Source organism: Catellatospora bangladeshensis, assembly GCF_016862575.1.
GTDB classification, from domain to species: domain Bacteria; phylum Actinomycetota; class Actinomycetes; order Mycobacteriales; family Micromonosporaceae; genus Catellatospora; species Catellatospora bangladeshensis.
On sequence record NZ_BONF01000001.1, the window covers coordinates 1 to 26,343 of the forward strand.

At 73.2% G+C, this 26,343-nt stretch carries 23 protein-coding genes; 13 read left to right on the forward strand and 10 right to left on the reverse strand.

Going from position 1 to position 26,343, the window contains the following annotated elements:
* Positions 1-203: 203 nt before the first annotated feature.
* The 6 genes from Cba03nite_RS00005 (at position 204) to Cba03nite_RS00030 (ending at position 5,718) form a co-directional block, all read left to right on the forward strand.
* Positions 204-710 (forward strand): hypothetical protein, encoded by a 507-nt coding sequence (locus Cba03nite_RS00005; RefSeq protein ID WP_203740194.1) that lies wholly within the window; start codon positions 204-206, stop codon positions 708-710.
* A gap of 165 nt (positions 711-875) precedes the next feature.
* Complete coding sequence (locus tag Cba03nite_RS00010) at positions 876-2,255, forward strand: glycine--tRNA ligase (RefSeq protein WP_203740196.1); 1,380 nt, start codon at positions 876-878, stop codon at positions 2,253-2,255.
* 108 nt (positions 2,256-2,363) lie between these two features.
* Positions 2,364-3,323: an endonuclease/exonuclease/phosphatase family protein gene (locus tag Cba03nite_RS00015; protein ID WP_239125343.1), complete on the forward strand. Its 960-nt coding sequence runs from the start codon at positions 2,364-2,366 to the stop codon at positions 3,321-3,323.
* A gap of 205 nt (positions 3,324-3,528) precedes the next feature.
* Positions 3,529-4,350 (forward strand): SigB/SigF/SigG family RNA polymerase sigma factor, encoded by an 822-nt coding sequence (locus Cba03nite_RS00020; RefSeq protein ID WP_239125344.1) that lies wholly within the window; start codon positions 3,529-3,531, stop codon positions 4,348-4,350.
* Positions 4,351-4,404: 54 nt separating this feature from the next.
* Positions 4,405-4,548: a GPGG-motif small membrane protein gene (locus tag Cba03nite_RS00025; protein WP_203740198.1), complete on the forward strand. Its 144-nt coding sequence runs from the start codon at positions 4,405-4,407 to the stop codon at positions 4,546-4,548.
* A 105-nt stretch (positions 4,549-4,653) separates the two neighbouring features.
* A complete protein-coding gene (locus Cba03nite_RS00030) occupies positions 4,654-5,718 on the forward strand; it encodes an NADH:flavin oxidoreductase/NADH oxidase (protein ID WP_203740200.1) in 1,065 nt (354 codons plus the stop codon).
* A gap of 12 nt (positions 5,719-5,730) precedes the next feature.
* Here the strand turns inward: Cba03nite_RS00030 and Cba03nite_RS00035 are convergent, their stop codons facing one another.
* A complete protein-coding gene (locus Cba03nite_RS00035) occupies positions 5,731-6,483 on the reverse strand; it encodes an ArsR/SmtB family transcription factor (RefSeq protein WP_203740202.1) in 753 nt (250 codons plus the stop codon).
* 451 nt (positions 6,484-6,934) lie between these two features.
* Between Cba03nite_RS00035 and Cba03nite_RS00040 the strand changes: the two genes are divergently transcribed.
* Positions 6,935-9,283: a polyprenyl synthetase family protein gene (locus Cba03nite_RS00040; RefSeq protein WP_203740204.1), complete on the forward strand. Its 2,349-nt coding sequence runs from the start codon at positions 6,935-6,937 to the stop codon at positions 9,281-9,283.
* Positions 9,284-9,412: 129 nt separating this feature from the next.
* On the opposite strand, the gene dusB is transcribed toward Cba03nite_RS00040, so the two are convergent.
* The gene (dusB, locus tag Cba03nite_RS00045) at positions 9,413-10,525 is read right to left on the reverse strand and encodes a tRNA dihydrouridine synthase DusB (protein ID WP_203740206.1); all 1,113 of its coding nucleotides are present in this window, start codon (positions 10,523-10,525) and stop codon (positions 9,413-9,415) included.
* 218 nt (positions 10,526-10,743) lie between these two features.
* Positions 10,744-11,019, reverse strand: a complete 276-nt coding sequence (locus Cba03nite_RS00050; protein ID WP_239125345.1) for a DUF6158 family protein — start codon at positions 11,017-11,019, stop codon at positions 10,744-10,746.
* A 67-nt stretch (positions 11,020-11,086) separates the two neighbouring features.
* Between Cba03nite_RS00050 and Cba03nite_RS00055 the strand changes: the two genes are divergently transcribed.
* The gene (locus Cba03nite_RS00055) at positions 11,087-11,638 is read left to right on the forward strand and encodes a type 1 glutamine amidotransferase domain-containing protein (RefSeq protein WP_203740208.1); all 552 of its coding nucleotides are present in this window, start codon (positions 11,087-11,089) and stop codon (positions 11,636-11,638) included.
* A 4-nt stretch (positions 11,639-11,642) separates the two neighbouring features.
* Here the strand turns inward: Cba03nite_RS00055 and Cba03nite_RS00060 are convergent, their stop codons facing one another.
* Both Cba03nite_RS00060 and Cba03nite_RS00065 read right to left on the reverse strand, forming a co-directional pair.
* Positions 11,643-12,329 carry a hypothetical protein gene (locus Cba03nite_RS00060; protein WP_203740210.1) on the reverse strand — a complete coding sequence of 229 codons (687 nt, stop codon included), beginning with the start codon at positions 12,327-12,329 and terminating at the stop codon, positions 11,643-11,645.
* 54 nt (positions 12,330-12,383) lie between these two features.
* Positions 12,384-13,346 (reverse strand): TIGR03557 family F420-dependent LLM class oxidoreductase, encoded by a 963-nt coding sequence (locus Cba03nite_RS00065; protein ID WP_203740212.1) that lies wholly within the window; start codon positions 13,344-13,346, stop codon positions 12,384-12,386.
* Between the two features lie 73 nt (positions 13,347-13,419).
* Here Cba03nite_RS00065 and Cba03nite_RS00070 point away from each other — a divergent pair, with 73 nt between their 5' ends.
* Entirely contained in the window at positions 13,420-15,600 is a 2,181-nt protein-coding gene (locus Cba03nite_RS00070) for a RecQ family ATP-dependent DNA helicase (protein ID WP_203740215.1), read from the forward strand.
* A gap of 249 nt (positions 15,601-15,849) precedes the next feature.
* Here Cba03nite_RS00070 and Cba03nite_RS00075 read toward each other — a convergent pair whose 3' ends face one another.
* On the reverse strand, positions 15,850-16,125 hold the full coding sequence (locus tag Cba03nite_RS00075) for a dsRBD fold-containing protein (RefSeq protein WP_203740217.1): 276 nt from the start codon (positions 16,123-16,125) through the stop codon (positions 15,850-15,852).
* A gap of 94 nt (positions 16,126-16,219) precedes the next feature.
* Between Cba03nite_RS00075 and Cba03nite_RS00080 the strand changes: the two genes are divergently transcribed.
* Entirely contained in the window at positions 16,220-17,191 is a 972-nt protein-coding gene (locus Cba03nite_RS00080; protein WP_203740219.1) for a quinone oxidoreductase family protein, read from the forward strand.
* Between the two features lie 4 nt (positions 17,192-17,195).
* Here the strand turns inward: Cba03nite_RS00080 and Cba03nite_RS00085 are convergent, their stop codons facing one another.
* Positions 17,196-17,954 carry a CBM35 domain-containing protein gene (locus tag Cba03nite_RS00085; RefSeq protein WP_203740221.1) on the reverse strand — a complete coding sequence of 253 codons (759 nt, stop codon included), beginning with the start codon at positions 17,952-17,954 and terminating at the stop codon, positions 17,196-17,198.
* A 180-nt stretch (positions 17,955-18,134) separates the two neighbouring features.
* Here Cba03nite_RS00085 and Cba03nite_RS00090 point away from each other — a divergent pair, with 180 nt between their 5' ends.
* The gene (locus Cba03nite_RS00090) at positions 18,135-19,358 is read left to right on the forward strand and encodes a YncE family protein (protein WP_203740223.1); all 1,224 of its coding nucleotides are present in this window, start codon (positions 18,135-18,137) and stop codon (positions 19,356-19,358) included.
* 121 nt (positions 19,359-19,479) lie between these two features.
* Here the strand turns inward: Cba03nite_RS00090 and Cba03nite_RS00095 are convergent, their stop codons facing one another.
* Positions 19,480-20,748 (reverse strand): hypothetical protein, encoded by a 1,269-nt coding sequence (locus Cba03nite_RS00095; protein ID WP_203740225.1) that lies wholly within the window; start codon positions 20,746-20,748, stop codon positions 19,480-19,482.
* Positions 20,749-20,807: 59 nt separating this feature from the next.
* Between Cba03nite_RS00095 and Cba03nite_RS00100 the strand changes: the two genes are divergently transcribed.
* Both Cba03nite_RS00100 and Cba03nite_RS00105 read left to right on the forward strand, forming a co-directional pair.
* Positions 20,808-22,463, forward strand: a complete 1,656-nt coding sequence (locus Cba03nite_RS00100; protein ID WP_203740227.1) for a hypothetical protein — start codon at positions 20,808-20,810, stop codon at positions 22,461-22,463.
* A 190-nt stretch (positions 22,464-22,653) separates the two neighbouring features.
* Complete coding sequence (locus tag Cba03nite_RS00105; RefSeq protein WP_203740229.1) at positions 22,654-24,204, forward strand: AMP-binding protein; 1,551 nt, start codon at positions 22,654-22,656, stop codon at positions 24,202-24,204.
* A gap of 158 nt (positions 24,205-24,362) precedes the next feature.
* Here Cba03nite_RS00105 and Cba03nite_RS00110 read toward each other — a convergent pair whose 3' ends face one another.
* Positions 24,363-25,541: a macrolide family glycosyltransferase gene (locus Cba03nite_RS00110; protein ID WP_203740231.1), complete on the reverse strand. Its 1,179-nt coding sequence runs from the start codon at positions 25,539-25,541 to the stop codon at positions 24,363-24,365.
* A gap of 178 nt (positions 25,542-25,719) precedes the next feature.
* On the reverse strand, positions 25,720-26,328 hold the full coding sequence (locus Cba03nite_RS00115) for a GNAT family N-acetyltransferase (protein WP_203740233.1): 609 nt from the start codon (positions 26,326-26,328) through the stop codon (positions 25,720-25,722).
* Positions 26,329-26,343: the final 15 nt, after the last annotated feature.

The following is a 26,343-nucleotide window of genomic DNA, read 5'->3' on the forward strand; positions in this document are numbered from 1 at the left end:
CCAAACCTATGCTCAAACCAAACTTCGTGACACAAACCCGTGATCTTGGCGCGCCGCGCGCGGGGGCCGGTGTTCGCCGTGGTCGGTGATCGCGTCGATCTTGCGCGAAGTGTTAGCTATATGTCGGAGTTGTGCGTGTCGCGCCCACAGTTCGCGCAAGATCGGCGGGGTGGGGGTGGGCGGGACGACTTATGATCGCGGCCATGACCCATGTGCCTACGCCGCCCGTGCCGCCCGGTCCGGGGGCCGCGCCGCCGTTTCCGGCCGCGCCCGCCGAGGGTGGCGGGACCCGGCTGGGCTGGGCGCTCGGCGCGGCCGGGCTGATCGTGGCGCTGTGCTGCGGCGGCGGCCTGGTCGCCGGGGTGGGCCTGGCGGTCACCGGGGTCAAGGCGATCAACGAGCGGGCCCAGGTCGCGGTCGGCGGCTACCTCGGCGCGCTGAAGGACGAGCGCTACGAGGACGCGTACGACATGCTGTGCGACGCCGAACAGCGGCGGCTGACCCTGGACCGGTTCACCAGCCAGGAGCGCGCCCGCCCGGACCGGCTCGCGTCGTACGAGCTGGGCGACGTGGAGCTGGCGGCCGACATCACCCTGCCGGTGACCGAGCGTTACACCGACGGCGACTCGGCGCAGGTGACCTACCTCCTGGTGCAGAACACCAAGACGACGGCGCTGGAGGTCTGCGGCAAGCGCTCCGGCACGCGCTGAGCGCCCCGCCCGGCGCGCCTGCTCACGCGGCCGGTGCAGTAGCGTTAACCGAATGCGGGTTGCCGTCGGTGGCCCGTACCGTATCCACGTCGGCGGGCAGCTGAGCCCGACCGACCTCCGCCGACAGCCAGCCGGCGGCTATCTCCAACGGAATGGAGCCTGATCATGCCCGCGGACCGCATCGACTCCGTCGTCAGCCTGGCCAAGCGCCGGGGCTTCGTCTACCCGTCGAGTGAGATCTACGGCGGCACCCGCTCGGCCTGGGACTACGGTCCGCTGGGTGTGGAGCTCAAGGACAACGTCCGGCGCCAGTGGTGGAAGACGATGGTCCAGCAGCGCGACGACATCGTCGGCCTGGACTCCGCGGTGATCCTGGCCCGCCAGGTGTGGGAGGCCTCCGGCCACATCGAGGCGTTCGTCGACCCGCTGACCGAGTGCACCCATTGCCACAAGCGCTTCCGGGCCGACCACCTGGAGGAGGCGTTCCTGGCGAAGAAGCCGGGCGCGACCTTCGCGCTGTCCGAGCTGAACTGCCCCAACTGCGGCAACAAGGGCGGCTTCACCGAGCCGCGGATGTTCAACGGCCTGATGAAGACGTTCCTCGGCCCGGTCGAGAGCGCCGAGGGCGTGCACTACCTGCGGCCGGAGACGGCGCAGGGCATCTTCGTGAACTACGCCAACGTGGCCACCACGGCGCGCAAGAAGCCGCCGTTCGGCATCGCGCAGGTCGGCAAGAGCTTCCGCAACGAGATCACCCCGGGCAACTTCATCTTCCGGACCCGCGAGTTCGAGCAGATGGAGATGGAGTTCTTCGTCGAGCCCGGCACCGACGAGCAGTGGCACGAGTACTGGCTGAACGAGCGCTGGAACTGGTACCTCGACCTCGGCATCTCCCCGGACAACCTGCGCTTCTTCGAGCACCCGAAGGAGAAGCTGTCGCACTACTCGAAGCGGACCGTGGACATCGAGTACCGGTTCCGCTTCGGCGGCACGGAGTTCTCCGAGCTGGAGGGCATCGCCAACCGCACCGACTTCGACCTCACCACGCACAGCAAGCACTCCGGCGCCGACCTGTCGTACTTCGACCAGGAGAAGCAGGAGCGCTGGGTGCCGTACGTGATCGAGCCGGCGGCCGGTCTGACCCGCGCCGTGCTCGCCTTCATGCTGGAGGCGTACGACGAGGACGAGGCCCCCAACACCAAGGGCGGCGTGGACAAGCGCACCGTGATGCGCTTCGACAAGCGGCTGGCCCCGGTGAAGGTGGCCGTGCTGCCGCTGTCGCGCAACGAGCAGCTCTCGCCGAAGGCCCGTGAGCTGCAGAAGGCGCTGAGCATGCGGTGGACCGTCGACTTCGACGACGCCCAGGCGATCGGCCGCCGCTACCGCCGCCAGGACGAGATCGGCACGCCGTACTGCGTCACCGTCGACTTCGACACCTTGGACGACAATGCGGTGACCGTACGTGATCGTGACTCGATGGTGCAGGAGCGCGTCTCGCTGGACCAGGTCGAGCGCTACCTGATCGAGCGCCTGCCCGGCTGCTGAGCAGCTGAGCTGTGAGAAGTCCCCGGGATCCGTTCCCGGGGACTTCTCAGCGAAGCCCTGGCACGATTGTCGAGTTAGTTTCGGGTCTTCCCCGGTAACATACGGACAGTGACCACCATCGAGCTGAAAAAGACGCCGGGAGCCGCGCCCGAGCCGGCCCGGTCGCGGCCGTCCTGGCGCGCGTGGCTGGTCATCGCCGCCGCGCTGCTGCTGGCCGTCTTTCTCGCGGGTCACCGGCTGGTCCCCAACCGGCACGGCGTGGGCAGCGTGCTGGACAGCATCGCCCCCCTGTTCGGCCTGGCGGTCCCGGTGCTCGCGATCGCGGCGCTGCTGGTCCGCTCGGGCAAGGCCCTGCTGGCGGTGCTGCTGCCCGCCGTGATCTGGCTGGCGATGTTCGGCGGCGCGCTGCTGCCGCCCGCCGGCGGGCCGGTCGAGCTGCGGGTGGTCACCCAGAACCTGTACGCCGGCAACCCCGACCCGGCGACGACGGTGCGGGCGCTGGCCGCGGGCGGCCCGGACCTCATCGCGCTGCAGGAGGCGTCCGGCGGCACCATAGAGGAGCTGGCCGAGGAGCTGTCCGAGACCTACCCGCACCACGCGATCAAGTCCACGGTCGGCCTGCTCAGCAAGCACCCGATCACCAAGGTCACCGGGGTCGACACCGGCCTGGACTGGACCCGCGCGCTGCGCGCGGTGGTCAAGGCGCCGCAGGGCGACATCGCGGTGTACGTGGTCCACCTCGGCTCGGCCCGGATCAACGAGACCGAGACCCGCGACCACACCATCGACATGCTGGCCAAGGCGCTGCGCGCGGACAAGGCCGAGCGGGTGCTGGTGCTGGGCGACCTGAACACGGCGGCCACCGACCGGGCCATCGCGCCGCTGTCGGAGCTGCTGCACGACGCGCAGGCCGACGCCGGCTGGGGCTGGGGCTTCACCTGGCCGTCGACGCTGCCGGTGATGCGCCCGGACCACGTGCTGTACCGCGGGTTCACCGCCACGCAGGCCGGCACGCTGCGTACCCCCGGCACCGACCACCGGGCCGTGACCTCGGGGTTCGCGTTCTAAGAAATCCGTACGTGTACTTTCCTCTCGTCCGGACTGGTACTTTCGGGCACTTACTTGGTAACGTCATGTCTGCTCGGCTTCGGCCGGGCCGGCTATCAGCCGTAACGTCGCTCAAGAAACGGGTGCCGGGTCCGTCACAGCAGGACCGCGTCCGGAGACCCCGTCACCGGATCCCCCGCGGTTCAACTGCGCCGGAGGCTTTGTAATGTCTGTCCAGATCGCCCGCGAGACCGTCGTGTCCGCGTCCCCCTCGTCCCTGACCGACACCACGCTCGACGCCACGACCGGCGAAATGCTGCTGGTCCGCCTCGCCGAGCTCGACGAGCAAGACCCCAAGCACGAGGACGTGCGCCAGGAGGCCATCTGCGCCTTCCTGCCGCTGGCCGAGCGCCTGGCCCGCCGCTTCCGCCACCGTGGCGTGGACAGCGACGACCTCGTGCAGGTCGCGACCATCGGCCTGATCCAGGCGGTGGATCGTTTCGACCCCAACCGTGGCAGTGCCTTCGTGCACTTCGCGGTGCCGACGATCGTCGGCGAACTCAAGCGCCACTTCCGCGACCGTGGCTGGAGCATGCGGGTGAGTCGCCGCATGCAGGAGCTCTACCTGGACATCAACCGGGTGTCCCCGGAGCTCTGCCAGACCCTCGGCCGGTGGCCGAGCATCGAGGACCTGGCCGAGCATCTGCAGGTGAGCGCGGAGGACGTGCTCGCCGGGATGCACTGCGCGCAGGCCTACCGCATCAACTCGCTCAACGTCGCGGTCAGCGGCGAAGACGGTGATGTGGAGCTCGGTGAGCTGGTGGGCGAGACCGACAACGCACTGGAGTCCGTTCCGGACGTGCACGCGGTGCGGCAGTTCGTCAAGGAACTGCCGGAGCGCGAGCAGCGCATCCTGAGCCTCCGCTTCGACCTGGGCCTGAACCAGGCGCAGATCGCGGAGCGCATCGGGGTCTCCCAGATGCACGTGTCCCGCCTGCTCAGCCGGTGCCTCGCCCAGCTGCGGGAGCGCATGCTGGCCGAGGACTGAGCCGGGGTGACGATTTCTCGGTTTCACGTCCGGTGTCGCGGGTAGATGGTTGCCATGGAACTTCTGCTGTGGATCCTCGCCGTGGTACTGGTCGTGTCCGGGATCGTCTCGCTGGCTCGGCGCCAGATTCTCTGGGGCGTCGTGCTCATCGTCGTCGGTCTGCTCGTGGGACCGGGGGGCGTCAGCATCTTCTCGTAGGGTGCGCGCCGCAAGAACTGGGGTGGGTGGACCGCGGTCCACCCACCCCTTGCTGTGTGACCACAGACACCGGGCGATTTCACATCCGCGCCGTAGATTGGCGCCGTGACGGTACTCGGCAAGCCCCTCGAACTGCGCGGCGTCACGCTGCCCAACCGCATCGCGCTGGCGCCCATGTGCCAGTACTCGGCCCGGGACGGGCTGCCCGGCGACTGGCACCTGGCCCACCTGGGCGCCCGCGCCGTCGGCGGGGCCGGGCTGGTCATCGCCGAGGCGACCGCCGTGCTGCCGGAGGGCCGCATCTCGCCCCGCGACACCGGCATCTGGTCCGGCGCGCACGTGGACGCGTGGCGCCCGATCACCGCGTTCATCGCCGCGCAGGGCGCCGTCCCGGCGCTGCAGCTGGCCCACGCCGGGTTCAAGGCGTCGACGTACTGGCCGTTCGCGCAGGAACGGGGTGGGGTGCCGGACGGCGACGGCGGCTGGCAGCCGGTGGGCCCCGGCGCGGAGCCGTTCATCCCGTCGTATCGCGCGCCCCGGGCGCTGGACGAGGCCGGGATCACCGCGGTGATCGACGCGTTCGCGCAGGCCGCCGTGCGGGCCGTGGACGCCGGCTTCCAGGCCGTGGAGATCCACGCGGCGCACGGCTACCTGCTGCACGAGTTCTACTCCCCGCTGACCAACCACCGCACCGACGGCTGGGGCGGCGACCGTCCCGCGCGGATGCGCCTGGCGCTCGCCGTCGCGCGGGCCGTACGCGCCGCGGTGGGCCCGGACCTGCCGGTGCTGGCCCGGGTCTCCGCGACCGACTGGACCGACGGCGGCTGGGACGTCGCCGACACCGTGGTGCTGGCCCGGGAGCTGGCCGCGGCCGGGGTCGACCTGATCGACTGCTCGTCGGGCGGGGCCGCGCCGCACGCCGACATCCCGCTCGGGCCCGGCTACCAGGTGCCGCTGGCGCAGCGGGTACGCGCCGAGGCGGGCGTGCTCACCGGCGCGGTCGGCCTGATCACCGAGCCGGAGCAGGCCGAGCGCATCGTCGAGGACGGTCAGGCCGACCTGGTGCTGCTCGGGCGGGAGCTGCTGCGCGACCCGTACTGGCCGCGCCGCGCCCTGGACCGGCTCGGCGGCCTGCCGCACTGGCCCGACCAGTACCAGCGCGCCTTCTGACGCACCGGGAGGTCAGCCCGGTCCGGGGCGGTCGCGGGCGTCCAGCAGCGACTGGCCCGCGGCGGTCGCCACGTAGAGCACGGTCCGGCCGTGGCGGCTGCGCGCCAGCAGGCCCGCGGCGTGCATGACGCCCAGGTGCTCCGATACGGTGCCCGCCGCCATGCCGGTGCGACGGGCCAGCTCGCTGGTGGTGGCGGGCTGGCGCAGTATGTCCAGCAGCCGCGCCCGGGACGCGCCGAACAGCGCGGCGAGCGCCCCGTCCGCGGCCGGGCCGTCCTCCCACACGCTGCCGACGGCGCGCGCCCGCATCCGCGCCCAGTACGGCGCGACCGCGACGCGGTGCCACTCGCGGGCGCCCGCGACCAGCTCATCGAGCAGGCGGGGCGGGTCGTCCAGCAGCGCCGTGGTGCGCGGGCCCAGCGGCAGCTTCTCCGTGGTGGCCGCCAGGTCCGCGTGCAGCACGTCGGCCGGGGTCGCGGCGACCACGGCCAGCTCGTCGTCCAGCTCGCCGAGCGGGCCGGGCGGCGCCGGGGTCAGGAAGTCGGGCAGGTAACCGTGCGCCCGGGTCAGCTCGCTGAGCAGCGCCAGACCGTCGGCCGCCGCCGGATCCGGGCGGACCTGCCGCGCCCAGCGCAGCCACGGCAGGTGCACCGGGAAGCGGTCCGAGTTGCCCAGCACGTACCTGCCGCGGACCGTCTCCCACAGCGGCGAGATGCAGAAACGGATGTCCGCGGCGTCGCGCACCCCGAACAGGATCCGGCTCACCGGGCTCTCCGATCTTTCGGCGTACGCCGAATCGCTGGGTGGCGCAACCACCCTACTGATGGGATATCCACAAGCGACAACACGCCGGTCGAGAGGGCGGGCGAGGTCGTGCCGAGGCGGCACGGGCCGGGCGCTCTTGTAGGAACGGGGGAGAGCGCCCAGCCCCGCCATACCCAAAGGAAGGGCACCTTCTTAACGCTATGCGTTGTAGAAGGTGCCCTTCCTAACGTCTCCCAGGTCACGGGCGACCCGCCGTCGCGAGCGCCGAAACCCACGCGCGGCAGGGTGATGATCGCTGTCGCGTGTCAGAACCTGAGGCTGGACAACACTTTTCGACACGAGACAGCGATCTGGGAAAGCGTGCCCGCTTTGCCTGGTCGGGGAGCTGGCGCGGGGGTGGGATCATGGGGTCAGCGCCGGTTCTCGAGCGGCGCGGGGGAGGTGACGGGCCGTGTTGGAGACCGCCACCGAGGTGCGGCGGCCGTTCCCGTTCGGGCGGGAGGATCTCGATCCCGAACGGATCGGGCTGGGCGTACGGCAGACGCTGGACCACTACTTCCACTGGCGGGACGACTCGCCAGGCGTGATCGCGGCGCATGTGGACGGATACACCGAGCAGCTGCGGCAGATCCTGTCCCGGCACGGCGCGGCCGGCACGCTGCACCGCGCCGCGTGGCCGCCGCGCCGCCGCCGGGAGGAGCGGGCGCAGGCGGTACGCGAACTCAACTACTTCGGCGTCTACAACCTGAGCGAGATCCCCGGCCCGGCCGACGTGGCGCGCGCCGAGCGGCTGGCCCGGGTGCATGCGGGCGCGGTACGGGACACGCTCGCCGCGATCGAGGGGGGCCACGGCCCGGCCGGGGTGGTGGCGGCGCTGGAGGCGCGCTTTCCCGGGCTGCGCGGGGTGCCCGAGACGCGCTGGCTGCTGGCCCGGCTGGACCGGCTGCACCGCTGCCTGCCGGACACCGTGGTGCGCGCCGGGGCGATGGGCAAGGTGGTCCGCACGCTGGCCGGGGTGCTGGCGATCGGGGCGTACGACACCCGGGACGCGGGCGGGGCCGCCATCCGCGCCCACCTGACCCGGATCCTGCCCGGCGCGTACGCGTACGGGGCCGCGTACGCCATCGTCGACGACTCGTTCCAGGACCTGCGCAGCGAGCACATCCCGCAGGCCGACCGGGACCGGCTGCACCGGCTGATCCTGCGCGGGCTGTCCACCGGCGGCGCCGTCGACCCCGCCGACATCCCCGACCATCCGCTGGCCGAGGAGCTGCACGAGCTGTACGGCGTCGCGCTCGACGTCTACCCGTTCGGCACGCACCGGCACCTCTACCAGGCCGCCGAGTCGATGTACCTGGCCCAGCACCGGGACGCGGAGCTGTCGCCGGAGGGCGGGCTGGACGCGGCGTATCCGGACATCTTCCTCAAGGCCGGGCTGAGCCGGGTGGTCGCCAACCTGCTGGGCAGGCGCGAGGTCGACGAGGGTTTCTACGCCCGCTGCCTCAACACGATCTTCCTGAGCCAGTTCAAGGACGACCTCGCCGACCGCGAGGAGGACCGGCGCGCGGGCCGGACGACGCCGTTCACGCTGCCCGCGCCGGCGCGCGCCGGTGGGCGGGCCGATCCGCTGTACGATCTGTTCGCGTACGACGCGTACGTGGTCGAGCAGGTGTACGGCGGCCACCCGGCGGCCCGTGACGCGCTGATCGGCGTCGGCACCGTCAAGCTCGTCGCGCACCTGTGCCGCGACCCGCGCGCCACTCTCGCGTTGCTGGACGAGTACCCGGCGACGGCGCAGATCGCGTCGTTCCTGCGTACCGCCGCGTCGGTGCCCCGCCGCGCGCTGCCGCACCTGACCACGGGCGACCTGCGGGTCAAGCGGGCGGCCGCCGTGATCATGGGCGAGCGCGACCCCAACAGCGTGGACGCGCGGACCTTCGTGCTGGACCGGCTGGAGCGCATCAACGAGCTGGTGCACGAGTGCCACACCGGGGTCGACGCGGGCGAGCTGGCCCCGATCCTGGCGTACACGATGGACGGTCCGGCCAAGCGGCTGCGGCCCGCGCTGACGCTGATGCTGGCCGAGGGGCTCGGCGTCGCCGACACGCTGTCCGAGCCGCTGCTGGGCGCGATCGAGCTGTTCCACACCGCCAGCCTGATCTTCGACGACCTGCCCGCGCAGGACGACGCCGCGCTGCGCCGGGGCCGCCCCGCCGCGCACACCGTGTTCGACGAGGGCAGCGTGCAGCTCGCGGCGATCTCGATGCTGTCCTCCGGGTTCGGCATGCTGGCCCGGCTCGACCGGCACTACCCGGCGCAGCGGGTCACCGACGTCATCGAGTACGTCGGCAAGGTGCTCGGTCCGCAGCGGCTGTGCCGGGGGCAGTACCTGGACCTGCGCTTCGCCCGCGACGCGCGGCCGGTCACCGGCGAGGACATCCTGGAGATGTACCGGCTGAAGACCTCGACCATGGTGGAGGCCGCGCTGGTGCCGCTGATGATGCTGCTGGAGCGCCCGGCGGGGGAGATCGAGCTGGTCACGCGGTACGCCGACCACGCCGGGGTGGTGTTCCAGGCCCGCGACGACATCCTCGACGCCACCGCCACCTCGGCTCAGCTCGGCAAGGACGCCGGTGCGGACCTGGGCAAGGCGAACCTGGTCCGGGTGTACGGGCTGCCGGAGGCGCGACGGCTCATGGAGCAGCACCGCGCCGACGCGGTCGCCTGCCTGCACGCGCTCCCCTTCGACACCCGCCTGCTGGAGGGCATCGTCGACCACTTCGCCGACCGCCGCAGGTGACGGCTTAGCCGGGCAGCTCTGCGGCCCATGATCGCTGTCTCGTGTCGAAAGCTCTGCTCAGGCCCCAGGTTTCGACACGAGATAGCGATCATCACGAGGTCGCGGGGCCCGCCGAGCGGTCGGTGCCGGTCAGCCGCCGGAGTCGTCGTGCTCGGCGTCCTCGGGGACGGCCTCGGAGTCGCGGTCGTCCAGCCAGCCGTAGGGGAGCACGACCTTGGCGGGGGAGTTGGTGCGGCCGCGCGGCTGGCCCAGGTTGGCCTCCGGGAACGGCACCCCATGGTCCAGCTTGCCGAGCAGGTCGTCCAGCTCCATCAGCGACGACGCCATCGCCATCGACCGGCGCAGCTCCGACCCGACCGGGAAGCCCTTCAGATACCACGCGACGTGCTTGCGGAAGTCGGTGACCGCCTCGCGCTCCTTGCCCCACCACAGGGTGAGCAGCTCGGCGTGGCGTCGCATGACCAGCGCGACCTCGCCCAGGCTCGGCATGACCCGCTCGGGCCGCCCGGCGAACGCGGCGGCGAGGTCGGCGAACAGCCACGGCCGCCCCAGGCAGCCGCGCCCCACCACCACCCCGTCGCACCCGGTCTCGGCCACCATCCGCAGCGCGTCGTCGGCCTCCCAGATGTCGCCGTTGCCCAGCACCGGCACGTCGAGCGCCTGCTTGAGGGTCGCGATGGACTCCCAGTCGGCCTCGCCGGAGTAGCGCTGCGCGGCGGTGCGCGCATGCAGCGCCACCCACTTCGCGCCGGCCTCCTGCGCGATCAGCCCCGCCTCGACGTACGTCAGGTGCTCGTCGTCGATGCCCTTGCGCATCTTCACGGTGACCGGGATGCCGGCGGGCGCCGCCGCGTCCACGGCCGCCTTCACGATCGACCCGAACAGCCGCCGCTTCCACGGGATCGCCGACCCGCCGCCCTTGCTGGTGATCTTCTTGACGCTGCACCCGAAGTTGAGGTCGATGTGATCGGCCAGGTTCTCGTCCACCACCCGGCGGACCGCCTTGGCCGTGATGTCCGGATCGACGCCGTACAGCTGCATGCTGCGCGGCTGCTCGTCCGGCCCGAACTCGATCATCTTCTCGGTCTTCGGGTTCCGCACCGCGAGCGCCACCGTGGTGATCATCTCGCAGACGTAGATCCCGGCCCCCTGCTCCCGGCACAGCTGCCGGAACGCGACATTGGTGATCCCCGCCATCGGCGCCAGCACCACCGGCGGATCAACAGGGATCCTCCCCAACATCAACGTCGCACCACTCACCCGCCAAGAATCTCACGCCCCACCCCACCCCCCACCCCCTGGTTACCGACACCACACCCCGCCCCCCGCCCCGCCCTCAAGATCGCGTCGATCTTGCGCGAAGTGTTAGGGATATGGGCGATTTGTGCGTGTCGTACCCACAGTACGCGCAAGATCGACGCACTTGAGGCGGGTGCGGGTGCGGGTGCGGGTCAGGGCTGTCAGGAGCGGGTGCGGGCGCCGGAGCGGAGGCGGTCGGGGTTGATCTCGCGGTCGGGGAAGCGGCGGACGTAGTCGGTCTCGAGTTCCACGGTTCTGGTGGTGTGGCGGGTCAGGGCCTGGTCGGAGGCGTGGCGGAGGGAGTCGAGGCGGGTGCGGTAGAGGGCCGCCAGCTCGCGGTAGAGGTCTTCGTCGGAGAGGTCGCGGGCGGGGACGCCTTCGCCGGTGTCCTGTTGCCAGGCGTAGACGATCTCCACTACTTCGTCGTAATCGCGCATTTCTTCGGAATACCCCGGATCGGGGGCGGGTATGCGTCATCGGAGACGATCTGGAAGTGGGTGGATCATGAATCCGACTGGTAAGAGCGTCGCCTTCCTCGTGTCGAAGGAGGGCATCGAGCAGGTGGAGCTGACCGAGCCGTGGCGGGCCGTGGCGGAGGCGGGGGCGACCCCGCGGCTGATCTCGCCGGAGCCGGGCACGGTGCGGGCGTACCACCATCTGGAGCCGGGGGACACGTTCCCGGTGGACCAGGCGGCGGGGGAGGCGGACGCGGCGGAGTTCTCCGCGCTGGTGCTGCCGGGCGGGGTGGCCAACGGGGATCTGCTGCGCTGGCAGGACAGCGCGCGGGACTTCGTGCGGCGGTTCCTGGACACGGGGCGGCCGGTGGCGGTGATCTGCCACGGCGGCTGGGTCCTGATCGACGTCGACGCGGTACGCGGGCGGCGGCTCACCTCGTGGCCGAGCATGGCGGCGGACTACCGCAACGCGGGCGCCGACTGGGTGGACGAGGCGCTGTCCGTGGACAACGCCGGCCCGTTCACTCTGATCAGCAGCCGTAAGCCGGACGACCTGCCGGGATTCTGCGAGGAGCTGGTACGCCAGCTCGACAAGGTCTGACCGGTCAGCGGCCGCGGCGGCCCTTGCGCAGCAGCGTCTGCAGCGCCTGGGCCTCGTACGCCGCGTCGGCCGCCTCCTGGGTGAGGGCGTGCGACGAGACGCGGGCCACCTCGGCGGCCCGTCGCGCGGCCCGCTCGCGGGAGGCGGCCACCTGGTAGAGCCGCTGCGCCTCGGCGTCCTCGGCGCGCAGCCGGGACAGCTCGTGCGAGCGCTCCTGGCGGGCCTGGTCCCAGCCGTCGACCTGCTGCCAGACCGCGCGCAGCTGCTCGATGGTGAGATCACCCCGTTTGTACGCGTCCCGCGCGGCCCGGGAGATCTCCCGCACCGCCTCCTCGGACACCGCCGGCTCCTCCGCCGGGGGCTGCGCCTGCAGGGCCTCGCCCGCCTCCTCCAGCCGGCCCGCCGCGTCCAGGTGGGCCTGCCAGGCGGTGTCCCGCTCGGCCTCGGCGGCGGCCAGCTCGGATGCGGTCTTCTCAGCCTTCAGCACGGCGGTGCGGGCTGCTTCGAGCACCTCGGCGGCGACCTCCTCCAGCTCCTGCGCCTCGGCGGACAGCCGCTCGCGCGCGGCGGCGTTCAGGCGGACCGGCCGCCCGTCCGCGGCGGCCTGCATCCGGGCCAGCAGGCTCAGGAAGGCGATCGCGAGCAGCGTGAACGGCACCCCGCCCAGCAGCATCAGCGCTGAGGAAGACACATCCTGCACCCTAGTATCGATCCGCGTTGATCGTTAGGGGCTGTAGGCAAATCGTCACCCGCCGTTGAGCGCGGGCAGCAGCTCCTTGTGCGCGAAGTCGAGGAACTCCGGCTGCGAGTCGCCGCCGATCTGCAGCACCGCGACGTCGGTGAAGCCCGCATCGGTGAACTCGCGGATCGCCGCGACGTGCCGGTCCACGTCCGGGCCGCACGGGATCTTCGACGCGACGTACTCCGGGGTGACCGCCGCGGCGGCCGCGTCGAACGCGCGCGGGCCGGGCAGCTCGGCGTTCACCGCCCAGCCCAGGTTGAACCAGCGGAACTGCTCGTACGCCGTCTGCGCGCACGCGTCGGCGTCCGGCCCCCAGCACAGCGCGACCTGGCCGTAGCGCGGCCGGCCGTTGCCGCCGGACTTCTCGTACGCCTCGATCAGCTCGGCTTTCGGCTCGACCGCGATCAGCGCGGCGTCGTGGCGGGCGGCCAGCCGGCACGAGGACGGCCCGGACACGGCCACCCCGATCGGCACCCGCTCCTCGGGCAGGTCCCACAGCCGCGCCTCGGGCACGTCGTAGAACTCGCCGCTGTGGTGCACCGTCTCACCCGCCAGCAGCGGCTTGATGATGTCGAGGGCCTCGGCCAGCATGGCGTGCCGCTGGGTGGCCTGCGGGTAGGCGCCCACCACGTGCTCGTTGAGGTTCTCCCCGGCGCCCAGGCCGAGCGTGAACCGCCCGCCCGACATGACCCCGACGGTCGCCGCCATCTGCGCCACCACGGCCGGGTGGTAGCGCATGGTGGGGCAGGTCACGAACGAGACCAGCCCGATCCGGTCGGTCACGTGGGCCGCCGCGCCCAGCACCGACCAGGCGAACGGCGCGTGCCCCTGCTCGGCCAGCCAGGGGTAGTAGTGGTCGGAGCAGACCGCGAAGCCGAACCCGGCCGCCTCGGCGCGTACCGCGTCGTCGACCAGGTCCCGCGGGCCGCGCTGCTCGCACATGAGCGTGTATCCGTAGTTGGTCATTCCCGCTGCTTACCCCCGGTGCGCGGGGCTGACACCCGGCGGGCCTGACACCCCCGCCTGGTAGAACTGCGGGATGGCCGAGGACAGGGCGCAGTTGCGGGAACGGGCCGAGGCGGTGCTGCGCCGCCTGGCGGGTGAGCACGCGGTGCTGCGGGCGGACCAGTGGCGGGCGATCGAGGCCCTGGTGGCCGACGCCCGGCGGGTGCTGTGCGTGCAGCGCACCGGCTGGGGCAAGTCCGCGGTGTACTTCGTGGCCACCGCGCTGCTGCGCGAGCGCGGCCACGGCCCCACGGTCATCGTGTCGCCGCTGCTGGCGCTGATGCGCAACCAGGTCGAGGCGGCCGGGCGGGCGGGCATCCACGCCCGCACCATCAACTCGGCCAACCTGGAGGACTGGGACCAGATCACCGCCGAGATCGCCGACGGGTCGGTCGACGTGCTGCTGATCAGCCCCGAGCGGCTCAACAACCCCGACTTCCGCGACGGGGTGCTGCCCCGGCTCGCCGCGACCACCGGGCTGCTGGTCGTGGACGAGGCGCACTGCGTCTCCGACTGGGGCCACGACTTCCGGCCCGACTACCGCCGCCTGCGCACGATGCTGGCCGAGCTGCCCGCGGGCACGCCCGTGCTGGCCACCACCGCGACCGCCAACGCCCGCGTCACCGCCGACGTCGCCGAGCAGCTCGGCGACGCTCCGGATCATGGCTCGTCCCGGCGCGCCGCCGCTCAAGCGGCGCACCAAGCGACTCACCACGATCCGCTGGTGCTGCGCGGCCGGCTGGACCGCGAGTCGCTGCGGCTGGCCGCGCTGCGGCTGCCCAGCCCCGCCCACCGGCTGGCCTGGCTCGCCGACCACCTGGAGCGGATGCCCGGCTCGGGCATCGTCTACACGCTGACCGTGGCCGCCGCGCAGGAAACCGCCCAGTTCCTGGCCTCGCGCGGGTACGCGGTCGCCGCGTACACCGGCCAGGCCGAGGACGCCGACCGGCGCGCCGCCGAGCAGGACCTGCTCGACAACAAGATCAAGGCGCTGGTCGCCACCTCCGCCCTCGGCATGGGCTTCGACAAGCCCGACCTCGGCTTCGTCGTGCACCTGGGCGCGCCCGCCTCGCCCATCGCGTACTACCAGCAGGTCGGCCGCGCCGGGCGCGCCGTCGCCAGCGCCGACGTGATGCTGCTCCCCGGTCCCGAGGACACGGCCATCTGGCGATACTTCGCCTCGCTGGCCTTCCCGCCGGAGGACCAGGTGCGCGGTGTGCTCCACGCGCTGGCCGACGCGGGCCGCCCGCTGTCCACGCAGGCCCTGGAGACCCAGGTCGACCTGCGCCGCAACCGGCTGGAGCTGATGCTCAAGGTGCTCGACGTGGACGGCGCGGTGCGCCGCGTCCGGGGCGGCTGGGAGCACACCGGCCTGCCCTGGTCCTACGACACGGCCCGCTACGCCCGCATCGCCCGTGCGCGCCAGGACGAGCAGCAGGCGATGCTCGACTACGCGGCCGGCACGGGCTGCCGTATGGAGTTCCTCCGGCGTTCCCTCGACGACCCCGAGGCGGGCCCCTGCGGCAACTGCGACAACTGCACCGCCCCCGCCTTCACCGCGGACGTGTCGGCAGAGGCCCTGCGCGCCGCGCAGACCTTCCTCGGCCGTCCCGGGGTCGAGATCGAACCGCGCAAGATGTGGCCCACGGGGCTGCCCGCTGTCGGCGTACCGCTGTCCGGCCGCATCCCGCCCGCCGAGCAGACCCACCCCGGGCGCGCCGTGGGCCGCCTCTCCGACCTCGGCTGGGGCGGCACGCTGCGCACCCTGCTCGCCGACGGCGCGGCGGACCAGGCTCCGCCCCAGGACCTGCTGGCAGTGCTGATCGAAGTCCTCAAGGACTGGTCCCACGGTGACAGCCCCTGGCCCGCCCGGCCCACGGGTGTCGTCGCCGTCGACAGCACCACCCGCCCCCGCCTGATCCAGGCCGTGGCTCAGCACGTCTCGCGCGTGGGCAGGCTGCCGTTCCTCGGCACCGTCACGAGCACCGCCCCGCCCGGCGTCCACCGCGCCAACAGCGCGCAGCGCGTCAAGGCCCTCCACGGCGCCTTCACCATCCCCGACGCCTTGGCTGCGGAGCTGCGCGAACAGACCGGCCCCGTCCTGCTCATCGACGACCTGGTCGACTCCGGCTGGACCATGGCCGTCGTCGCCCGGCAGCTGATCCAGGCGGGTGCCCCCGGCGTCCTCCCCCTCGCCCTCGCCCTGTCCGCCTGACCCCACCCCCCGTCCGCGTCGATCATGAACTTATGGGCGTGTTCGACGGCGTGTCGCGTCCACAACTGCCTGATCGACTCGCGGAGACCATGCTTGATCGCGTTCTCGTGTCGAAACCTAAGGCTGAACCGCACTTGTCGACACGAGACAGCATCAACCCGGTGGCGGCCCGCGAGCCGCGAGCTGCGGAGGTTAAGAAGGTGCCCTTCCACTACGGATAGCGTTAAGAAGGTGCCCTTCCTTCGCGGGTCAGATCGAGGGGTCGCCGCCGTGGACGTTGGATTCGACCTCGTCGGCGGCGGCCTCCAGGAGGCGGTGGGCCAGGCCGGAGAGGGCGCGGGCGCCGGCCATCTCCTCGCCGATGGAGGCCCGGGGCCGGTCGACCGGGTTGCGGCGGGCCTGGCCCTCGCCGACCAGCAGCCGCCCGTTGGGCAGCCGGATGGACGCGGTGGCCCGGGTGAGATCCACGTCCTCCTCGAACCGCAGCTCGACCATCAAGGTCTTGGTCATCGTCGCCGTGGTCATGCGCGTCCCCTCCCTGCTGCGATGCTGCTCTCATTGTCCCTCGCCAGGCGTGCCCGGCAGGCGGACACGCGGCCGATGGGGCAGGCTGACCCGCATGCAGGCGATTCAGATCATGCGGTACGGCGGCCCGGACGTGCTCACCCCGGCGGAGGTGGATCCGCCCGCCCCGGGGCCCGGCCAGGCGCTCGTCGAGGTGGCCGCGGCCGGGGTGAACTTCATCGACGTGTACCACCGGCTCGGCCGCTATCCGACGCCGCTGCCGTTCGTGCCCGGCGTGGAGGGGGCCGGGCGGGTGCTGGCGGTCGGGCCGGAGGTGACCGAGGTCCGCGCCGGTGACCGCGTCGCCTGGGCGCTGCTGCCCGGCACGTACGCGGAGCAGGCGGTGGTGCCGGTGGACAGGCTGGTGCCGCTGCCGGACGGGCTGGCCGAGCAGACGGCCGCGGCGGTGCTGCTGCAGGGCATGACCGCGCACTTCCTGACCCATGACGTGTACGCGATCCAGCCCGGCGACACGGTCCTCGTGCACGCCGCCGCGGGAGGCATGGGCCTGCTGCTGTGCCAGCTGATCCCGCACCTGGGCGGGCGGGTGATCGGCACGGTGTCCACCGAGGCGAAGGAGAAGCTGGCCCGGGAGGCGGGCGCCGCGGAGGTGATCCGCTACGACCAGGTGGACGACCTGGCCGCCCGGGTGCGCGAGCTGACCGGCGGCGAGGGCGTGGCCGCCGTGTACGACGGCGTCGGCGCGTCCACGTTCGACGCGAGCCTGGCGTCGCTGCGCCGCCGGGGCACGCTGGCGCTGTTCGGCGCCGCGAGCGGCCCGGTGCCACCGGTGGACCCGATCCGGCTGATGCAGGCCGGTTCGGCGGTGCTGACCCGGCCCACCCTCGGCGACTTCGTGGTCACCCGGCAGGAGCTGCTGGAACGGGCCACGGACGTGCTGGGCCGGGTGGCCGCCGGGACGCTGCGCGTGTCGGTCGGCGGCCGTTACCCGCTGGCCGAGGCGGCGCGGGCGCACGAGGACCTGACGTCGCGGCGCACCACGGGCAAGCTGCTGCTGATCCCCTGACCCGTCACTGGGTGAGGTCGAGGCAGTCGACGTTCGGGCCGCCGTCGCCGCTGACGGCGGTGGCCCGGATGATGTTCGCGCCGGCGGTCAGCGTGACGGTGACGGTGGCGGAGCCCCAGTCGTCCCAGTCCCGGGTGGCGTCGAAGCGCACGTCGCGGGCCACGACGGTGCCGTTGACGCTGATGTCCATGGGCCGGTTGCGCCCGCTGGCGTTGGCGAAGCGCAGCCGCAGGCTGGCCGGCCCGGCGTCGCCCTGCACCGTCCACTGCAGATAGCTGCCGGAGGTGTTCTCGTAGTCCATGAACCCGCTGCCGCTGTAGTTGCGGTGGTCGTTGGCGAAACGCGCCCGCGAGCCGGCGGCGTTCTCCGCCTCGTAGCGCACCGTGCGCTGCACGGCGGGCGGGGGAGTGGGCGACGGCGACGGCGGCGGAGCCGGTGAGCTCGCCCCCGGCGATGCTGCGGTGGACGCGGCGGTCCCGGTGCTGGGCCCGGTCGACGTGCGTACGCCGCTGCGCTGCGGGGCCGGGGTGTGCGCCAGCGGCACGTCCGGCGCGTTGGGCGCCCCGGCGGCCGGGGCCGGGCTGGGCGCGTCCTGCCAGGGCAGCGCGTCGTTCCAGGAGATCGGCTGCCGCACGGTGGTCACGATGAGCAGGATGAGCGCGCCGGTGAACACCGTGGTGGCCACCAGGGGCAGCAGGCGCAGCCGCTCCAGCACCGTGAACCGGCGCCTGCGGCGTCCCTCGTACCCGAAATCGTCTTCCACCCGGAAGTCCCGCCGTCCTCACCCGCCGCCATGCGGCCCGCCATCGCTCCGAGCGTGAAACGTAGTCATCGCGGAGCGGCGGCGGACCATCCGCTCGGTCAGCAATCCGCCAGCCGACGGTCCTGCGTTGTCCCCCGGATCGGGGTGGAACCGCGTCGATGGGTCGTGACTCGACCGTGCATGACGACGAGACGTGACGCGCTGGCACTGTTCGGCGCGGGTGCCGCGGCGGTGCTGACCGGCTGCGGCCAGGCCGGTCCGGAACCGGCCGTGTCCGCACCGGACCTGGTGCTGGCGCAGGTGGAGGAGGGGCTCGCGGTGCTCCGGCCGGACGGGGTCGAGCGGCTCGGCGCCGGGCTGGCCGCCCCGGACGGGGCGACCGTCTTCGCCGCGCGGGCCGAGGGCGTGGACACGGTGCTGTCCACCATCGAGCTGCGGACCGGACGGCGTACGCCGGGCCCGCGGCTGGCCGGGGCGTGGGTGCCGCGGGTCGCCTCGGCGGACGGGCGGCTGGTGGCGCTGGCCGCGCCGGACTCGGCGGGCGTCACCCACGTGCCCGCCGGGCGGGCGCGCACCCCGCTGGTGGTCGCCGGGAAAACGGCCGAGGTGGCCAGGCTGGAGCTGGCCGGCAACCTGGTGCCCGACGCGTTCACGTCCGGCGGCGAGGGCCTGTTCGTGCTGGACTGGCTGCCCCCTGCGGCACCGGACCGCTACCGGGTGCGCCACCTGGACGTGGCCTCGGGCACGGCGTCGCGGCTGCTGACCCGGCTGAAGTCGCCGGTGCCCGAGGGCGCGGAGGAGGAGATGAGCGGTGAGGGCCGGCTCGCCGTGTACGCGCCCGGCCGGCAGGTGCTCTACACGCTGTACACCCACCAGCCGGACCACACGCACACCCGGGACCTGGTCGCGGGCCGCCGCTCGAACGTGCACGCGTTCGTGCACACGCTGCACCTGACCGAGCAGTGGGCGTTCTGCGTGGACCTGCCGGCCCCGTTCGGCGAGGGCCCCGGCGCGGCGCACACCCTGGCCATCGCGCCCGACCGGTCCGAGCTGTACGTCCTGGACGTGTCCAGCGGCAGCTACGCGGTGATCGACACCGAGCAGCTGACCGTGCGATCGACCGCGAAGGGCCCGCAGGCGGCGGGCACGGCTTATGCCGCGGCCACGTTCGACGCGCTGTTCGTGGCGGTGGGCGAATCGGTCCACACGACACCGCGCACGGGCGTCTCCGCGTGGCGCAGCTGGACCGCGGGCGGCCCGGTGTCCGGCCTGGCCGCCAGCCCCGACGGCAGGCGTCTCTACGCCGCGTTGCCCGACCGCATCGCCTGGTTCGACGCGGCCACCGGCACCCGCCTCGGCGAGCAGCCCATTCCCGGCCTCACCGGCCTGAGCCGCGTGCTCTGACCCGGCGCTCGGTCCCGTCCCGCGCTGAGCGGGTGTTCCGGCCGGGTCCACAGTGGGAAGATCAGCGTTTCGTGTCACAACCTCGGCTCTGAGCAGAGGTTCTGACACGAAACGCTGATCTTCAACTCCGCCCGCGAGTCTTGGCGCGCCCCAGTGGCGGAACGCCGGCCGCGACCAGCGCCAGCAGCCAGGCGGGGGCGAGCAGCGCGGTGAAGACCGCGTACCAGGGCAGGCGCCAGGTCCAGGACGGGCCGGTGGCGGCGGTGAGGTCCCCGCCGGTCCACGGGCGGGCGGCCAGGGACCAGGCCAGGAAGGCGTCGCCGACGGGCAGCGCGCCGCCGAGGTGGCGCCGGGTGCCGTCCCACTGCACGGCCAGCCCCGCGCCCTCGGCCAGGCCGGTCAGCGCCGCGGCGGCCGGGCGGTCGCCGTAGAGGACCGCGTCGCCGAGCGCGACCGCGCTGGCCGAGGCGCTGAGCCCGCGGAACAGCGGGCCGGAGTCGACGTCGCCGGGCGCGTCCACGCCGAGCGGGTGCTCGCGTACCCCGGGCAGCCCCGGCACGTCCGAGGCGAACCGGTCGCGGAACACCGCCCAGTCGCGCGCGCCCAGGGCAGGGTCCACGTCGCGCAGGAAGCGCAGGATGATCACCTGCGAGGTGGCACGGGCGCCGCTGGTGGGCTCGCCGGTGCCCGGATCGACCGTGTGCGGGAGCAGTCTCGTGGCCGGGTCGCGGCGCGCTCCGGCCGCCCGCAGCCAGTCGGCGACCAGGGCGGACCGGTCGGTGCCGGTGAGCGTCCCGGCCACCCGCACCGCCGCGATGCCGACCGCGCTGTCGCACGGCCAGGCCTGTCCCGGGTACGCCGTGAGGAAGGGCGACCCGGTCGTGTCGAGCTGCCGCCGGAACGCGGCGGCCAGCGCCTGCGCGTCGGCGGCCAGCCGGTCCCGCTCGGGCGCGCCCGGCCCCGCCAGCCCGACCACCCCGGCCCGCAGCCAGGTGGTCCAGCCCTGGTAGAAGACGCCGTACGGCGGGTCCAGTGCGGCGTCGAAGACGGCCCGGCCGTCGGCGGAGTCGACATGCGACAGCGCCCAGCGCGCCTCAGCCAGCGCCCGCTCCCGCAGCGCCGGATCGTGCGCGCCCACGTCGACCCAGGTCAGGCCGTAGAGGGCGTAGCTGAAGAACCAGCCCTCCGGGAACAGCGCCTGCATGTCCCGGGCGCTGCCGCCGTCGAGCGCCTCGCGCAGGAACGCCAGCCGGGGCAGGGCGTCGGCGGCGACCTCCGCGCCGGTGCGCTCCAGCGGGCTGCCGGTGTGCAGGCGGGACAGCTCTATCCCGGCCACACTGGTCATCATCAGTACAAACAGGACGACGACCGAACGCAGCACCCTGATCACGCTGCGATAGTAGACGGGTGTGCATGCGTTCCGTCACCCCTCGGGCCTACCATCGACCGGTGACCCAGGGTGTGGAAGCAGTGGATCTGTTGCGGCTCATCGGATCGGCCGCGCACGACTACGACCGCATGGACGAGCTGGAGCAGGTGCTGCTGCCCGGCGACGACCTGCACCCGCTGGCCGCGCAGCTCGTCGCGCCGATCCTGGCCTTCGCCGCGGACCCCAAGACCAGACTGCCCGACCAGCTGCTGATGCTGGTCCGGGAGCTGGCCGCGCATCCCGGCGGCGGGGCGGTGCGCGACAGCCTGCGCGCCTTCACGATCACGCTGCGTAATCTGTCTGATCTCGACGATCACAGCGTCGTCGAGGAGTCCACCGCGCTGCTCGGCTACTGCGGCCCGGACCCGGCGCTGTCGGCCGCGCTGCTGGCGCGGGCCCGCGCCGAGGCCGACGACTACCTCCGGGTCACCCCGCTGGTGACGGCGGCGCAGCTCGACCCGGCCGCCGCCGCGGGGTGGCTGCCGGAGTTCCTGGCCGAGTCGCAGACGCCGACCACCCGGGTGGCCGCCGTGCTGGCCGCTCGCGAGGCGGGACTGCCCGCGGGTGCCGACACCGCCGCGGCGCTGGCCGCGGGCTGGTCCGCCGATCCCGACGCGCTGCGCTGGACCACCCGCAAGGCCCGGCTGGCCGGGCTGGTCGGCTACGCCGCCGGTCCCGGCCGCGAGGAGGAGGTGTACGCCTCGATCGCCCGCGACGGCCAGCCCCAGGCGCGCCGGGACGTGGCCCAGGCGCTGGCCGACCGGTCCGCCCGCGGCGACCTGCCCGACGGCCTCGGCGCCCTGCTCTGCCGGCTGCTCGACGACCCCGAGGAGCGGGTGCGCCGCTGCGCGTACCGGGCGGTCGTCGCCGACGACGCGCTGACCCGCCGCCAAGCGGGCTGGCTGGCGCTGAAGGTGGGCCAGGGCGCCCCGATGCGCCGCTCGGCGCTGGACGCGCTGCTGCGGGTGGGCGACCCGCGCTGGATGGACCACGCGCTGGACGCGCTGCGCCAGGGCTGGACCCCGCCCCGGCTGCCCGCCGCCCTCGTGGCGCTGCCGTCGCTCGACGCGCCGCTGCGCGAGGCGGTGCTGGGCCGGGTGCTGGCGCTGGCCACCACGATCGACGTGGCGCGCTCGCCCAAGGCGACCGCCAACGACCACCGCGAGCTGGTCGGCCTGCTGAAGGTGCTGGAGCACACGCCCGAGGGCGCGATCGCCCCGCTCGCCGCGCACCTGCCGCAGATGACCTTCCCGCCCCGGCTGTGGGTCGCGGAGTTCCTGGCCGAGGCGGGCCGGGGCGATCCGGCCGTGCTCGCCGCGCTGGCCGCGGTGGCCAACGGCGAGGTCATCTACCTGCGGCTGCTGTGGCTGGCCGGGGGCGACGACGCGCCGCTGCGGGCCGCGATCGCGGTGGCCCCCCGCCGGGACGTGCTGGCCGCGGTCGCCGCGGCCGAGGTGTTCGGCGACGCCGACCCGGACGTGGCGGCCCGGCTGCGCGACATCCGCGACAGCGACGCCGACGTCAAGGACCGTTTCGCCGCCGCGGGCGCGCTGTGGGAGCTCACCGGCGATCCGGCCGAGGCCGCGGCGACCGTACGCGAGGCGCTGCAGGCGCCGTGGCTGCGGACTCGGCAGCGGGCCGCCGAGCTGGCCGAGCAGCTCGGCCTCGCCGGGTGAGCCGCGGCTGAGAAAGCGCTCTATACCACAGTCTTTGCTGGTGCGCGTCCACTGAGGAGCCGCTCGCATATCCATAGTTGACTAATGGTTGCGATCTCGTTACGGGCGCTATGGTGCCGGTTCGGAGTGCGCGCCGGCCAACGTCGACAGGATGCGCGACGGATTCGGTCGAGCCACGGGAGTGTCCGGCATGGACCAGCGCGACCAGGAAAACTACGCCGCCCAGGCGCTGGCCGTCTTCGACGGGTTCGGCACGGCGGAGGCGATCGTGTACGGCGCCCGCCGGATCACGTACGCCGAGCTGGCCGCCGGGATCCGCGACATGGCGGCGACCCTGTACGAGCACGGCGTCCGCTCCTCCTCCGCGGTCGCCGTGCTCGCCGGCAACCCGCCGGAGTCGGTGCAGGTGCAGTTCGCGCTACACCTGCTCGGCTGCCGCTCGGTGTGGCTGGCGCCCAACGCGCCCCCGGCGCTGTGCGCGGACTACCTCGGCCTGGCCGGTGCCGACGCGTTCGTGTACGACGCGCGCACCCACGGCCCGCTGGGGGAGCAGCTCGCGTACGGCGCGGGCGAGCTGGGCGTGTTCTGCTTCGGCACCGGATCCGGCCCGGACCTGTCCGCGCCGCGGCTGCCGGGTGCGGCGCAGCTCGGGCTGCCGCCGTCGATCCGCGAGCCGCAGTCGCTGTTCCAGACCGGTGGCACCACCGGGCGGCCGAAGCTGGTGCACCACCGGCACACCTTCTTCAAGGCGGTGCAGGCCGTCGCGGCCAGTTACCAGGTGACCGACGGCCGGCCGCTGCGGCACCTGGCGGTCGGCGGGTTCTGGCACTCCAGCCAGCAGGTCGCCGCGATGATCACACTGTTCACCGGCGGGGTGCTGGTGCTGCACGACCGGTTCCACCCGGAGGACTTCCTGGCCACCCTGGAGCAGGAGCGCATCACCAGCGCGACGCTGCCGCCGCCGATGCTCTACCAGGTGCTCGACCACCCGCGGCTGCCCAAGACCGACACGTCCAGCCTGCTCACGCTGTCCTGTGCGGGCAGCGCGGCGGCCCCGTCCCGGCTCGCCGAGGCGATCGAGCGCTTCGGCCCGGTGCTGCGCCCCGTGTACGGCATGAGCGAGGCCACCTTCATCGCCGCGTACCCGAACCTGGCGCACGACCCGGCGCACCCGGAGCGGCTCGGCTCGTGCGGGCGGCCGTACCCCGGCGTCCGGGTGGAGATCCGCGGCGGCGACGGGACGCCGCTGCCGGCCGGAGAGGTCGGCGAGGTGTGGGTGCGGGCGGCGCTGATGACGTCCGGCTACTGGGGCCAGGCCGAGCTGACCGCCCGCACCATCGTGGACGGCTGGCTGCGCACCGGCGACCTGGGCCGCTTCGACGACGGCGGTTACCTGTTCCTGGTGGACCGGCTCAAGGACATGATCGTCACCGGCCAGACCTCGACGAACGTGTACTCCCGCACGGTCGAGGACACCCTGCTGCGCCACCCGCAGGTCCGGGCCGCCGCCGTCATCGGCGTGCCGCACGACGCCATGGGCGAGGCCGTGTACGCCTTCGTCGTGCCCGCCCCAGACGCCCAGGTGACCCCCACCCAGCTCCGCCAGTGGGCGGTCGCCGAACTCAACGAGCTCTGGGCCCCGTACGCCGTCGAGTTCGTCCACGACCTCCCCCTCACCGACGTCGGCAAAATCGACAAGAAGGCCCTCCGTGCCCGCCGCACCGCCACCGCCACCGGCTGAAAGGAAGGGCACCTTCTTAACGCTCCGCGTAGGAGAAGGTGCCCTTCTTAACCTCGCGCCTCAGGGCAGGCGCAGTGCGCGCTGCTCAGCCGTGCGCGGCCGGACGGACTGCCGGCCGGGCCGGTGAGCCGTGACGGCCGAGCGCGCCGACCCCGGGTTCACGCCAAGGCGGACTCGACGACATCCGCTGCCAGTGGCGCACCGCCGCAGGTCAGGATCTCCGCCTGGAGGCCTGCCACGGCCTCGCGTACGCCCCGGTCGGCCGCCAGCCGCTCCACCGCCGAGCGCAGCCCGGCCGCGGTGAGCGAAGCCGGGTCGAGCGGGACGGCCGCGCCCAGCTCTGCCGCGCGCTGCGCGTTGACCTCCTGCTCAGGCGTCTGCGCCAGCGTCAGCATCGGCACGCCCGCCCGGATCGCCTCCTGGATGCCGCCCATGCCCGCGTGCGTGACGAACACCGCCGCGTGCGCCAGCACGTCCAGCTGCGGCACGCTCGCCGCCACGGTCACGTCACCGGGCACCGGGCCCAGCTCGGCCGGGTCGGTCCGCTCGCCCACCGCCAGCACGAGCTGCCAGCCGCTGCCCGTGAACGCCTCCACGCAGGTGCGGTAGAAGCCCGGCAGCCGGTTGTACACCGTGCCCAGCGACACCAGCACCACCGGGCGGTTCGGCTCGGCGGGCGACCAGCGCTCCTGGAACGGCCGCGGCCCGGTGCACGGCCCGGTGAAGTGCCGGTCCGGCCCGAACGTCTCCGCCCGGTACTGCATGAACCGGGGGTAGAGCAGCAACTGCGCCACCGGCTGGAAGGCCCGCACCGCCTCGGGGTCGAACCCCTCGCCCGCCACGTATCCGTCGAGCTGCGCCTGATGATCGGGCAGGCCGGGCCGGGGCGTGACGGTCAGGCCGAGGTGCCGGGCGATCGACCAGTGCTCGTTGGCGGCCAGGAAGCTCTGGAACTGCACCGCGGGCAGCCCCTCGCGCAGCGCGACGAGGCGTCCCGCCAGGCTCTGCATCCCGTACACGACCAGCTCCGGCCGGTCGTCCCGGAAGTATGGTGCGAGCTGCGGGAACGTCGCGCGGGCCTCGCCGAGGAAGCCCTCCCGCACGGCCGTGATGTAGTCGGCCCGGTCCGGCCGGGTCAGCCCGCGGTCGCTCTCGCCGGGCAGGCTGGAGGTGTACGCCACGACCCGCGCGCCGGTCGCCGCGACCGCCTCGGCCCGCGCCTCGACGGTGGCGTAGCTGACCCGGTGGCCCCGCCGGACCAGCTCGGCCACGATCGGCAGGGTCGGGTATACCTCACCGACCGTCGGCGCGTTCACGAACGCGATGTGTCGCCCCACCGCCACAGCCTCCGGTCCACACCCCCGCACCTCAACCGCAGGAGTGTCCACCCTTTGGCAACCGATCGTCTGATGGACATGTCTCGAACAGATGCGTTTCTCCCGGCCGGGTGCCTGGTGTCGGGTGCCGGGTGGCCGGGTGGCCGGACACGGGCCCGAGTCGAAGGCCGGGCCCGTGTCAGAGCTTCAGGCCGAGATAGGTCAGCGGCCCGGCGTCGGGGACGTCGACGACGTGCATGCCGATCCGGTCGTAGAAGGCGCGCGCGGCGGTGTTCGCGGAGACCAGGCCCAGGTGCACACCGGGCACCCCGGCCTCCTGCAGCGCCAGCACCAGCCGCCCGATCAGCGAGCGGCCGTGTCCCTGACGCTGGTGCTCCGGCAGCAGGTCGATGTGCAGGTGCGCCGGGTACGCCGCCAGCTCCGGCACGATCATCCGCTCCGGCCGGTGCAGCAGGTCCCGCATGACCTCGTCGCCGTCGCGGGGCTCGGCGCCGTCCAGCGGCGGGTAGCGGTCGGCGACCAGCGGCAGCCACTCACGGCGGAACCGCTCCACGAAGGACGCGGTGTCGCCGGTGGCGAGCACGTATCCCACCGCTCGGTCGTCGGCGTCGGCGAGCACGAACGCGAACTGCGGCTCCAGGTGGGCGTACGGCCCGGCGAAGATCTCGGGCAGGATGCCCGGGTCGCGGTAGTGCGGCCGGGCGTCGCCGCCGAGGTGGGCGGTGCGGACGCAGATGTCGTACAGGTCGTCGCGATCGCCGGGACGGTAGGGGCGGATGATCGTCATGGCGCGACCCTACCT